General features: G+C 43.4%; 10 protein-coding genes. 3 read left to right on the top strand and 7 right to left on the bottom strand.

The window, feature by feature from the left end:
* Positions 1-12: 12 nt before the first annotated feature.
* Both nusA and C900_RS07940 read right to left on the bottom strand, forming a co-directional pair.
* Positions 13-1,254, bottom strand: coding sequence for a transcription termination factor NusA (gene nusA, locus C900_RS07945; RefSeq protein WP_009579221.1), 1,242 nt, complete (start codon positions 1,252-1,254; stop codon positions 13-15).
* A 7-nt stretch (positions 1,255-1,261) separates the two neighbouring features.
* Entirely contained in the window at positions 1,262-1,729 is a 468-nt protein-coding gene (locus C900_RS07940) for a ribosome maturation factor RimP (protein WP_009579220.1), read from the bottom strand.
* A gap of 190 nt (positions 1,730-1,919) precedes the next feature.
* Between C900_RS07940 and C900_RS07935 the strand changes: the two genes are divergently transcribed.
* Entirely contained in the window at positions 1,920-2,933 is a 1,014-nt protein-coding gene (locus C900_RS07935; protein WP_009579219.1) for a M28 family peptidase, read from the top strand.
* Positions 2,934-3,001: 68 nt separating this feature from the next.
* On the opposite strand, the gene gcvP is transcribed toward C900_RS07935, so the two are convergent.
* Entirely contained in the window at positions 3,002-5,899 is a 2,898-nt protein-coding gene (gene gcvP / locus C900_RS07930; protein WP_009579218.1) for an aminomethyl-transferring glycine dehydrogenase, read from the bottom strand.
* Positions 5,900-6,134: 235 nt separating this feature from the next.
* Between gcvP and C900_RS07925 the strand changes: the two genes are divergently transcribed.
* Positions 6,135-7,664: a M28 family peptidase gene (locus C900_RS07925; protein WP_009579217.1), complete on the top strand. Its 1,530-nt coding sequence runs from the start codon at positions 6,135-6,137 to the stop codon at positions 7,662-7,664.
* 227 nt (positions 7,665-7,891) lie between these two features.
* Here C900_RS07925 and lipA read toward each other — a convergent pair whose 3' ends face one another.
* On the bottom strand, positions 7,892-8,779 hold the full coding sequence (lipA, locus tag C900_RS07920; protein WP_009579215.1) for a lipoyl synthase: 888 nt from the start codon (positions 8,777-8,779) through the stop codon (positions 7,892-7,894).
* Between the two features lie 66 nt (positions 8,780-8,845).
* Entirely contained in the window at positions 8,846-9,574 is a 729-nt protein-coding gene (locus tag C900_RS07915) for a hypothetical protein (RefSeq protein ID WP_009579213.1), read from the bottom strand.
* Between the two features lie 93 nt (positions 9,575-9,667).
* Here C900_RS07915 and C900_RS07910 point away from each other — a divergent pair, with 93 nt between their 5' ends.
* Entirely contained in the window at positions 9,668-10,072 is a 405-nt protein-coding gene (locus tag C900_RS07910) for an OsmC family protein (RefSeq protein WP_009579211.1), read from the top strand.
* On the opposite strand, the gene ytxJ is transcribed toward C900_RS07910, so the two are convergent.
* Positions 10,062-10,403 (bottom strand): bacillithiol system redox-active protein YtxJ, encoded by a 342-nt coding sequence (gene ytxJ / locus C900_RS07905; RefSeq protein WP_040496145.1) that lies wholly within the window; start codon positions 10,401-10,403, stop codon positions 10,062-10,064. The genes C900_RS07910 and ytxJ overlap by 11 nt on opposite strands.
* Position 10,404: 1 nt before the next feature.
* A complete protein-coding gene (locus C900_RS07900) occupies positions 10,405-12,972 on the bottom strand; it encodes a hypothetical protein (protein ID WP_009579209.1) in 2,568 nt (855 codons plus the stop codon).
* Positions 12,973-12,988 lie beyond the last annotated feature (16 nt).

The raw sequence follows: 12,988 nt of genomic DNA, 5'->3' as shown, positions 1-12,988 counted from the left end.
AAAAAATACTTATTATTCGAACTCCTGTTTAAGAACCCTCATCACATTGTCAATAGTCTCCTCTTCGAGGTCCGTTCTTCTTTCAAGTTCTTCTTTGTTGAGCGCCAATACACTTTTTGCTGTATCGAGTCCAACTCTTTTCAATTCATCGATTACCCAGTCTTCAATTTCATCTGCAAATTCATCCAGATCCACGTCCTCCTCTTCAAATTCTCCGAGTTCTCTGAATACATCTATTTCCATGCCTACTAAGCGGCTGGCCAGTTTAATGTTTTGACCACCTTTACCGATCGCTAATGATACCTGATCAGGCTTAAGGTACACGGAAACACGGCCTTCATCTTCACTGATCTTGATACTTGAAATCTTGGCAGGGCTTAATGCTCTCGTAATGTACAGATCAAGATTATCAGTATAATTGATCACATCAATATTTTCATTTTGAAGCTCGCGAACGATACTGTGGATACGCGAGCCCTTCATGCCTACACATGCTCCTACCGGATCAATGCGGTCATCATATGATTCAACAGCTACTTTGGCCCTTTCACCAGGTTCGCGTACTACTTTTTTGATTGTGATCAGACCGTCATAAACTTCCGGCACTTCGCTTTCAAACAGCCTTTCAAGGAATACCGGACTTGTTCTTGACAGGATAATCTTAGGGTTACCATTGATCATTTCTACTCTGTCAACGATGGCTCTTACCTGATCCCCTTTTCTAAACCGGTCTTTTGGTATCTGTTCATTCTTAGGAATAGATATTTCATTTCCTTCTGCATCGATGAGCAATACTTCACGGCTCAGTATCTGATATACTTCACCATTGATGATCTCACCAACAAGGTCTTTATATTTCTGAAAGAGGATATCCTTCTCCAGGTCTTTTACCTTTTGGATCAACGTCTGGCGTGCTGTCATTACGGCCCTTCTTCCAAAATCATACAAGGTGATCTCTTCTGCCACTTCCTCTCCAATTTCAAAATCAGGCTCTATTTTTCTGGCTTCGGTCAAGCTGATCTTGTCATGGTCCCAGATATCTTCTGAGTTATCATCTACAATTTCTCTGAATCTCCAGATTTCCAAGTCGCCTTTGTCGGCATTGATAATTATATCAAAATTTTCGTCCGTTTCGAATTTCTTTCTTATCATGGTCCTGAACACATCTTCCAGGATACGGATCATTGTAGGTCTGTCTATGTTTTTTTGTTTGGCAAAATCTGCAAACGACTCAATTAATACAGAGGTATCCATTTTTCTTTTATTTAAATGAAATCTGAACTATAGTTTTATTAATGTCTGATCTAGGTATCTCTACCTCTTTATATTCGATGTTCTTCCCTTTTTTTACTTCCTGGTCTAATACCACCTTTTCTTCGGTGACATCTTTTAAAATGCCCACTATATCTTTATCATCTTTTAAAGATATTTTTACTTTTCTACCAATATTCTTTTTGTATTGCCTGACAGACTGCAAAGGATAATCCACACCGGGGGAGGATACTTCTAATCTGAAAGCATCTTCAATGATGTTATTATCCTCTAATTCGGCTCCGATAGCACGGCTGAGATCGGCACAATCATCAATTGTTACGCCTTTGTCTCCATCTAACAAAACTAATACCTTTTTAGGTCCCTTATGAGATGAGATATTAACGTCAACAATATAATGGCTTTCATCATTCAGATGATTTTCAGCGATCTTTTTTATTTGTTCCGTCAGCTCCATACTTATAGAAAAAAGAATATAAAAAGAGGGGACTCGCGTCCCCTCAGAATTTAGTTTTCTATTTCAGATGCAAAAATACACCAATTTATTTGCTTTACAAACAATCTTTACAACAAACTATTGATAAAAGTTTTCCGTTGTTAAGGGATTATATCATTACTTTAGCCAAAAATTATTAAATGAGATATAAATGAATCTAAACAGTGTCTTAAAATACAGGAGCTTGCTTCTTTTGTTTGTCTTTTTAACCATTTCTTGTGGAGATGACAAAAAGAAGGAAGTAACCCAGGAAGAACCTCAAGTAGAAAAAGTGGTAAATGTGCCTAACTTTAATCCTGACTCAGCTTATCATTTCATTAAAACCCAGGTGGACATGGGACCCAGGGTACCCAATACGGCCGCCCACAAAGAAGCTGGTGACTACTTTATTGCTACACTACAGTCTTATGGGGCCGAGGTGCAAACTCAGGAATTTGAGGCTACCACCTTTGACAATGAGAAGCTATACCTAAGGAATATAATTGCCTCTTTTAACCCGGGAAAAAAGAAGAGAGTGCTCTTAGCTGCGCATTATGATACACGGCCATTTGCAGATAAAGATAAGGAGCGACCTAATGAACCCATTGCCGGTGCTAACGATGGAGCGAGTGGCGTAGGAGTTTTACTGGAGGTAGCACGTGTGATCAGCACCAATAGGCCTCCGGACATAGGTATTGATATTATATTTTTTGATGGGGAAGATTGGGGTGAAACCGAGGGTAGCACCAGAACTGCACCTGCCAATGGTACGGACAGTTGGTGGTGCCTGGGCTCTCAATACTGGTCAAAAAACAAGCACAAAAAGGGGTATTCAGCTTACTATGGCATTTTGCTTGATATGGTAGGCGCCAAAGGAGCACAGTTTCCCATGGAGGATACCTCATTGTATTATGCACGTTCAATAGTAGAAAAGGTATGGGACCGGGCGGCAAAGCTGGGTTTTTCCAGTTACTTCGTAAGAAAGCAGCCGGGAGGAATTACGGATGATCACTCGTTTGTAAATAAGTATGCCAACATCCCGATGATCGATATTGTCCATTATGATCCTGCAACCGGATATTTTGGAGATTTCCATCACAGCCACAAAGATGATATGGATATTATCAGTAAGGAAACACTGGAGGCTGTTGGGCAAACTTTGCTTGCTGTGTTATACTACGAATAAATTTAGAAAACAAAAGAAGGCGCCCTTCTGAGACACCTTCTTTTGTTTTCTGTAATAGATTTTAAAGCTTACGCTTCAACTGGCTCTGAGTCTCCCTGGTATTCCTCCAAGGGCAAACAACTGCAAACCAGATTTCTGTCGCCATACGCATTATCTACCCTTCCGACCGAAGGCCAGAACTTAGCATCTCTTACAAAAGCCAGCGGGTAAGCTGCTTTTTCCCTGCTATATGGCTTATCCCAACTGTCGCTCGTTACCAAAGGAGCTGTATGAGGGGCGTTCTTTAGTACATTATTCTCCTTATCAGCCAGACCGTTTTCTACTTCCCGGATCTCATTTCTGATCTCAATTAATGCTTCGCAGAATTTGTCTAACTCTTCACGCGCCTCGCTTTCTGTCGGCTCAATCATCATTGTTCCGGCTACCGGGAATGATACCGTTGGGGCATGGAAGCCATAGTCCATCAGCCTTTTTGCTATATCTTCTACCTCAATTCCTGCTTTCTTGAACTCACGGCAGTCGATGATCATTTCATGAGCACATCTGCCGTTTTTACCTGCGTATAATACAGGGTAGTGGCCGGACAATTTCTCTTTGATATAGTTAGCATTCAGTATGGCTATTTGAGTGGCTGCCTTAAGTCCCATTCTTCCCATCATAGCAATATATGCATACGAGATAGTCAGGATACTTGCACTACCCCAGGGAGCAGCGGAAATAGCGTCAATGGCTTGTTTACCTCCTGTTTTGACAATCGGATTACCCGGAAGGAATGGCTTCAGTTGTTCGGCTACCCCAATAGGGCCCATGCCTGGCCCGCCACCTCCGTGAGGGATGCAGAAGGTTTTGTGTAGGTTTAGATGGCATACGTCTGCTCCTATGTTGGCAGGACTTGTAAGACCGACCTGCGCATTCATGTTTGCACCATCCATATATACCTGGCCGCCATTTTGGTGAATAATATCGCAGATCTCGATAATGCTTTCTTCAAATACACCGTGTGTAGAAGGGTAAGTCACCATCAGGGCAGAAAGATTGTCTTTGTTTTCCTCTGCCTTTGCTCTCAGATCCTCTACATCAATGTTTCCCTTCTCATCGCAGCGTACAATAACTACTTTCATACCAGCCAAAACTGCGCTGGCCGGGTTGGTGCCGTGCGCTGAAGAAGGGATCAAAGTTACATTTCTATGTCCATCACCCCTGCTTTCATGGTAGGCTTTAATCACCATCAGTCCGGCATACTCTCCCTGTGCGCCACTATTTGGCTGCAGCGATACTGCTGCAAATCCTGTGATCTCACACAACCACTCACTTAGTTCTTCGAATAGCGTCTGGTACCCTTCTGCCTGATCTTCAGGGGCGAATGGATGTATGTTGCCAAATTCAGGCCAGGTTACGGGGATCATCTCAGTGGTAGCATTCAATTTCATGGTACAAGAGCCCAGCGAGATCATTGAGTGAACCAAAGAAAGGTCTTTGTTTTCCAGTTTTTTAATATAGCGCAGCATCTCATGCTCCGAATGATGGATGTTGAAGATCGGATGCTGCAGGTAATCTGATTTTCTGACTAAAGCATCAGGCCAGCTCAACGCCAGGTTTTTGCTCTCGGACTCTACGTCTATTGTCAGAGCCTTCCCGGCAGCCCTGGCAAATATGTCCAGGATATCTTTTATGTCATCAATGCGTGTGGTTTCGTCAAGTGAAATACCCACGCAGTTGTCGAAATACCGGAAATTCATTTCACTTTGAAGTGCAAGAGTGCGCACACCAGCCGAATCACCAACTTTTATTTTCAGGGTATCGAAATAGTGATCATTTAATTGCTCATAACCAAGATCCTCCAAACCTTTATTGAGCAGTTGTGTGAGGCCATGTATTCTGGTGGCGATTTTCTTCAGACCTTTCGGCCCGTGATAAACGGCATACATACCCGCCATAACAGCCAGCAGCACTTGTGCGGTACAAATGTTGGAGGTTGCTTTTTCTCTTCTGATGTGTTGTTCGCGGGTTTGCAATGCCATACGGTAGCCATTATTGCCCTGACTGTCTACTGATGCACCGATAATCCTGCCCGGGATCTGACGTTTAAAGGCATCTTTTGTTGCAAAATAGGCAGCATGAGGGCCTCCGTAACCCATGGGCACGCCAAACCTTTGGCTGGTGCCTACCACTACATCAGCGCCCATTTCACCCGGTGATGTCAATAGCAACAGACTCATTAGATCGGCTGCCACTGCAACATATACATCCTGTTCCTTAGCAGCGCTAATGAAAGCAGAGTGATCGATAACGGCCCCATCATTGTTAGGATACTGAACCAGTACCCCGTATATTTCGGGATCGGTAAGATCCAGGTCCCTTATGTCTCCTACAACCAGGTCAATACCAATAGATATTGCCCTTGCCCTGATTACGCTTATAGTTTGAGGGAAAGTGTTTTCATCAATAAAGAACTTATTGGCATTCTTGCGTGCTCCTTTTCGGGCGCCTGCCAGCATACTCATTGCCTCGGCGGCAGCGGTGCCTTCATCCAGCAGAGAGGCATTTGCAATTTCCATACCCGTGAGATCGATGATCATGGTCTGGAAATTGATCAAAGCTTCAAGCCTTCCCTGGGCGATTTCGGCCTGGTAGGGCGTGTATGCTGTATACCATCCCGGGTTTTCCAGGATATTTCTTAGTATCACATTGGGTACTACGCAGTTATAATAACCAGTACCAATGTACGAACGGAAGATCTTGTTCCGTTGTGCCAACTTCTTAAAGTCGTGTAGAAACTTGTACTCTGTTTTAGCAACAGGTAAATTAAGTTCGCCTTTTAGTCGAATAGATTTAGGAATGGTCTGATCGATTAACTCTTCTAGAGAGTTAGCTTTCACTACTTCCAACATTTCCTGAATCTGCTGCTCATCCGGACCGTTATGTCTGGTGTCAAACCGCTCCAAATTGTTGATATCTAGTTTCATCGAGTTTAGTAAAATAAGTTCTTTTTGGCATGCATTATGCACATGCTAAATTCGCTTGCAAAGGTATGATTTTATTGTCAGAAAAGCGCTGATCGTAATAACTAAAAACGGCTATTGCAAACGTTAGCACTAGGAAATTGACCGTTTATAACAAATTCTGGACAAAATCATACCACCATAAAGTTTTTGCTTAATTTTAGGGGTTATAACTGCATTACTTGAACAAAAAATTAGGATGAAAAAATTGTTGATAACACTGATGTTGGGACTGATCTTTGCCAGTACATACGCGCAAAACGAGCAGGATGCCCGACAGTATGCCGAGACCATTACAAAAGATGATCTGTACGATTACCTGTCGATACTTGCTTCGGATGCTCTCGAAGGACGTGAAACCGGGACCCGCGGACAGAAGATGGCTGCAGCTTTTATCAGGCACCATTTTGAAGAGCTTGGGCTTCAGGCCCCTGTGCAGATCGGTGGCATGATGAGTTACTACCAGCCGGTAGCGCTCTATACAAGCAGGCCTGGTGATATCTATGTCAAAGTAAAAGAGGTGCGCTATGATAATTTCAAAGACATTATCTATTATGGGTCGGCCAGCACTGCAGGGGAGGTTGCCAGTGAGGTGGTTTTCATTGGTCAGGGTCAGGAAGAGGATCTTAAAGCGGCGGATATTAAAGGTAAAGGGGTCTTTGCGGTAATCGACAATATTCAGGGTGCACGTACGGTGATGGAGGTAGCTACCAGGGCCGGAGCAAAGACAGTGTTTCTGTTAAGTACTTCTACAGATGAGGAATTTGCCGGAGTGGCCGACCAGTTCAAGCACTGGCTTTCTGGAGGACGACTGTCTGTAGAAAAGCCCTCCGCTACCAGTTCTTCTCCGGGTGTTTTCTTCCTTTCTCCCTCTGTGGCTGAAAAGCTATATGGTAAATCTGCCGTGGAGTTGAAAGAAGCAGCTTCTGCAGTAGATAAAAAAGCGGCCTTTAAAAAGATAAAGCCGTCAGGGTTGACATACAAAATCCAACAGAATATTGAGTTAGTTCAGACTGAAAATGTTTTAGGTTACCTGGAAGGAACGGATAAAAAAGACGAACTGCTGGTAATTACTGCACATTATGATCATATAGGAAGAGATGGAGAGGAGATTAACAATGGCGCTGATGATGATGGATCGGGGGTTTCAGCCGTGATAGAGCTTGCTGAGGCTTTTACCAAGGCTAAGGAGGAAGGAAAAGGACCCAGAAGAAGTATATTATTTATGCTGGTAACAGGCGAGGAAAAGGGTTTGCTGGGCTCTGAGTACTATGCAGCCAATCCTATATTTCCGCTCGAGAACACTGTGGTGAATCTGAATATTGACATGATCGGCAGGGTAGACCCGGCACATAAGGACAATCCAAATTATGTTTACCTGGTTGGTTCGAATCGTCTATCGACTGAACTACATGAGATCAGCGAGAAGGTAAATGACACTTTCACTCAATTTGACCTGGACTATACATATAACGATGAGAGTCACCCTGACAGGATCTACTACAGATCAGACCATTGGAATTTTGCCAAGAATAACATTCCTGTGATCTTCTACTTCAATGGTACTCATGATGATTACCATCAGCCCACTGACACAATTGATAAGATCAATTTTGAGATGCTGACAAAGAGAGCGAAACTGGTATTTTATACCGCATGGGTTTTAGCCAATCGTGACAGCAGGCCGGTTGTTGATAAGTTGCAAGACCAGAAGATGGGTAAAAACTGATCCTGTTTACAGTTTACAGTTCTGAGTTCCCGGTTTTGAGTCAAAAGTTTATTGCTTCTTATGTGTCCCGGAATTAGCGGAAAGCGTTGATAAGTTTTAGTTCGTGTGTACAAGCTATTCGTGCCACCACTATCGTCTGTGAGAAGATAGTAGTGGCACGAATACTATGAGAATGGTGGAACTCAGAACTCAGAACTTCAGAACTCAGAACTGTAAACTGTGAACGGTTATATTGGAACGTTTACGTGTCTTTCAGCATGATATGAAGACCTTACCAACGGACCTGATTCCACATATTTAAGGCCTCTTTTTAAACCTTCCTCTTTGTAGGCTGCGAACTGATCGGGATGGATAAATTCCGCTACTTCAAGGTGCCTTTTCGTGGGTTGTAAATATTGTCCTAAAGTTAATATATGTAGTCCATGAGCTGCCAGGTCATCCATTGCTTTATGTACTTCATCAGGAGTTTCTCCAACACCAAGCATGATGCCTGATTTTGTTCTTTTTCCGGCCTCATTAATGAGCTTGATCTGCTCAAGACTTCTTTGATACTTTGCCTGCGGACGAACTCTCCTGTAGAGGCGTTCCACAGTTTCAACATTATGAGACACAACCTCCTGTCCACCTTCTATCATTCTATATAGAGCGTCCCAGTTGCCTTTCACGTCAGGAATAAGGGTCTCTATGGTAGTTTCCGGGCTTAACTTTTTAGTTTCTACCACTGTTTGGTACCATATCTCCGCGCCACGGTCTTTCAACTCGTCTCTATTTACTGATGTGATCACGGCATGTTTTACTCCCATTAGCTTTATGGCTTCCGCTACCCGTTTCGGCTCTTCAGTGTCGTACTCTGGTGGTCGGCCGGTGGCCACAGCACAGAAGGTGCAACTACGGGTACACACGTTGCCCAGTATCATAAAAGTGGCTGTACCTGCTCCCCAGCATTCGCCCATGTTAGGACAACTGCCGCTTTCGCAAATGGTGTGCAGCTTATGGTTGTCTACGAGCTTTCTCACCCGGGCATATTCTTTTCCTATGGGAAGTTTTACCCGAAGCCAGTCAGGTTTACGTTTTTTTGGTTGGTCTGCATCTGAAATTACCGGAAGCTCTATCATAGCGAATCTGTTTTTTACGCTGCAAAATTAGGAAACTAAGGTTTTAATGTTGCAAAGATCAATTCATTATCTTCGCTTGCCATAAAACAAAGTGATGAAGGCGGTTGGAAAAATAGCATTATTTTCTGCTGTAGGCATCAAAGTGATCTCTTCAGTATAGGCATCTAGTAAAAATCCTGCCTCGAAGCCTGTTACATGGCTTTTTAACGTGCCCAATTCAAAGCTTAGTGCTGCTTTGAAGTTTCCACCGAGCTTAATTTTTGATTCCTGGATCCCCTGTAGGACGTGGCCCGTGCCCAGAATATCCTGGAATTTATGCTTGTTGGGATCGTACTGCTCCTTTTTGGTATCAATTGAAGTAATATTACCATCTACATCGTAATCTATGTAGTACGGAGCAAGTATTCCTATTGAAGGGCCTATAGCCACAACAGCCTTGATCTCCACTCCTTGCTGAGGGGCTTTTCTGAATAAAATCAATTCACGACCATACTGTCCTCTTAACGCATATAGATAGTTACTTTTTCCATAGATAAAAAGATTTCCTGTTATTCTTGAGTTTCTGCGTACTTCAAGAGGGTGCTTCACATTCACCAGTTCAAATCCTATACTTTGATACAAGCGGTCGTTGATGCGTTTTGAACTGCGAATTACAAAACCCCCGATCAATCCTCCGGAGGTGTTTTTATTAATACCCCATATGAATTCACTTTCATAGTTATCCGCATCCAGTCCTTGAGAGAAGCCGAGAAGAGGGAAAGTAAATAATGAAAATAGTAACACTATTTTGCGCATATCAAATCAATGGGAATAAAAGATTCTTTAAATTTAAGGATTATTAACTCTAACGCAAATTACGAAATTATAGTTTAATAATTTAGAAACATTATGCACTCAATGACAACTGAATACCTCGGTGAATTGCGAACATCTGCCAGGCATCTCAAGTCGGGTAATACTATCATTACAGATGCGCCTACAGATAATAATGGCAAAGGAGAGGCGTTTTCTCCCACCGACCTTGTTTGCTCTGCACTGAGCAGTTGCATGATGACATTGATGGGTATTACGGCTAATCGGGAAAATGTCGATCTCACCGGACTTCAGGCAGAAGTAACGAAGATCATGGGTGCTAATCCCCGGAAGATTGAAGAAGTAAAGATCAGTTTTTCAATTGCCCATTTGGACGCCACCGATGTACAAAAGGAAAAATTGAAACGAGCGGCACTTACCTGTCCGGTAGCTCTCAGCTTATCGGAAACAATCAAACAAACTGTGACTTTTAACTTTTAGTGGCTTCTTTGATGTCGTCATAGTTTATACCCATGTGAGAATTATCATAGATCACTTCTCCATTTTTTACAATGAGTACTTGTGGCGACTCGTGTCGAATGTTAAACTCCGATGATATTTGATTCGAAATGTCCCTGTAGCTGATCAGGTCAAGGTAGTAGGCTTTTACCTCTGTCATTTCTTCGGGAGACCACGATCTCTCCAGGCGATTAAGCGCCATGCTGCTAATGGAACATCGCGTACTGTGCTTGAAAATTACAACGGGCTGGCTCTTGGACTCTTCCTTTATCCTATCCAGATCTTCGTAAGTACTTAGTTTTATCCAATTCATATTAGTCATACCAAATTCCCTGTTCTCTTTTATCGTATCGAGGTTTCCTTTCCTTTTCTTTTAAGTGATCAGGTTGGTTTTCCTCTTTCTTAAATAGCTTTGACCAGAATAACTTAAAGCTGAATGTTTTGTCTTTTTCACTCTTGCCACTGCTGGATTTGCTCAGGTATTTGAAGTCCGGATGTCTGTCGGCAACATTTTTTCTTTTCATTTTAATGTTGCCCTGGTAGTTGCTGGCCTGAATGGCTGCTCTTGATGGTCCTATTCCTTTCATGGCACCTTCAGCAGCATTTGGCTTTTTACTATATTTCCAGGTCATCTTTACATTCCCCTGATACTTCCCGCCTTCCAAATAGTTTTTGCCCGGAGGCCTTACTTTCAAGGCCTCGTCAGATGCGGATTTATTTTTCGTATATCTGAATCCTCTTTTATTGAAACCCTGAAAATTGGCAGAAAGTTTTTCGTTTTTGCCCGGAGCACGCGCTTTCAACGATTCATCTGCTGAGTATGGACTCTTCTTGTATTTTGAGGTCACCTTAATATTGCCCTGGTACTCACCACCTTTGAAATAATTTTTGCCTGGCTTTTTGACCATCAAAGATTCGTCATCGGCCGATTTATTTTTCTTGTATTTAAATCCTCTTTTGTTAAATCCCTTAAAAGTAGCCGATAGCTTCTCATTCTTACCAGGCTTGCGAGATTTTAATGCTTCATCTACTGCATAAGGGCTTTTTTTGTATTTAGGTTGTTTGATTCTGCCTCTGAATTGGTGCTCATCATCTAGCCCCTTTTTTGACATGTATGCCGGCAATTTTCCTCGGTAGTTAGCATTTCTGCGATAATCGCGATTCATGTCTTTTACCTTCAAGGCTTCTTTGGCAGAACTTGGGTTTTTAACATATCCACGTCTTTTCCTAAGGTTTCCGGTGAATTTATGTTCATCATTAGGCCCCTTCTGTAACATATAAGCAGGAATTTTTCCCTTGTATGAGCCTGACTTTCTGGAATTATCCCTGGCGCGCTCCGATCGTCCCGCCTTTATATTTCCCTGAAATTTGGCTATTCCAATGTCTTGTGGTCGTGGTTGCCGGCTTTGGATGGCCCTGCCTTTGTTGTTCCATTGCCTACCGCTAATGCTGCCACCACCCTTATATATTTTGCCACCTTTTATCTTGCCCTGAAATCCTGCCACCTTAAGGTCCTGCGGTCGTGGTTGCCTGCTTTGAATAGCCTTTCCGTTATTATTCCAACGTTTGCCGCTGATGCTGCCGCCACCTTGGGGTTTTTTGCCTCCTTTTATTCTACCTTGAAATCCGGCAACTTTAAGGTCCTGCGGTCGTGGTTGCCTGCTTTGAATAGCCTTTCCGTTATTATTCCAGCGCTTGCCGCTGATGCTGCCGCCTCCTTTGTATGTTCGGCCACCTTTAATATTGCCCTGGAAGCCGGCAATCCTATTATCCTGGCTTCTGGGACCACGGCCTTGTATGGCACGTCCATTATTGTTCCAGCGTTTGCCACTGATGCTACCTCCACCTTTTTGTGGTTTGTCAGATTTGATATTTCCCTGAAATTTCCATGCCTTAACAGTGCCGGAGCCAGGGGGCTTTGAGGTGCGAACTTTAGTTCCAGCTCTCTCTTTACGTGAGGAGATGCTGCGGTAATCTCCACCTTTTATTTTTCCCTTATAAGCTTTGTCGCCCCTTCTTTTTCCTTTAGGGTATGCTTGAAATTGAGAGCCACTAAACTTTGGCTTCTCGGAGGTTCTGATCCGAAGCCTGTTCCCTGAAATATCATTTTTCCATGCTTTTTCACGTGTACGGGTAGCTGATCGATAGCCTCCTTTTATTTCACCGTCATAAGCACGGTCTCCTCTGCGCCCTCCTGAGGAGGTGTATTTTACCCGGGGTGGTTGCTGTATGCCGGGGCGTTCCAGTGTCCTCTTAGAGCGAAACTTCCGGCCGGTAATATCACCCTGGTATGCACTTTCCCATTTGGACCTTTCCCGCCATACGTATGGGTTTTTTCTTTTCCTGACCCTGTAAGCTCCTGATGCGGAGCGTGGTACAATACGAGTGATCTTCCGTGGACGCTCTGGGTCTCGGGAGATGGACTGTGCGTTGCGTTGTTGGTATGATCTTTTCCCTGTAAAGGTGATACGCTTGGATTGGGTGTTTATAGCCCTTCCTGAGCCGCCTCTCCACGCTTTTTCTCTTTGCCGGGCAGAATAACGTGGTGTCTGCTTTAACGCCTTGGCTCTACTTCCTTCACTGGTTCTTTTCCTTCCGGCATATGGGTTAGGCTTTGCTACTGCAGCGCCCCAATTCGGTCTATGAGAGCGCTTGGTTTGAAATTTTCTACCTGTAATATCGCCTTTAAACGCGCGTTCACCCTGCTTTGACCGGATTTTGAGCTTGGTACTCCTGAGGGCTTTGTTATTTGATTTGCCTTTATCTCCCCGCCTCTTAAGTCTTCGATTCTCTTTGTTCTTTTTCTTGTTGATCTTTTCGTACTTAGACTTTTCCTGGGCAGTAGCTTCAGGGGCATTGACACCGATAAAAAGGGTGATCATGCCTGTTGCTAGCAAT

It is taken from the genome of Fulvivirga imtechensis AK7 (genome assembly GCF_000331535.1).
Lineage (GTDB): Bacteria > Bacteroidota > Bacteroidia > Cytophagales > Cyclobacteriaceae > Fulvivirga > Fulvivirga imtechensis.
The sequence above is the reverse complement of the archived record's forward strand: the minus strand, read 5'-3'. Positions and strand labels throughout refer to the sequence as shown.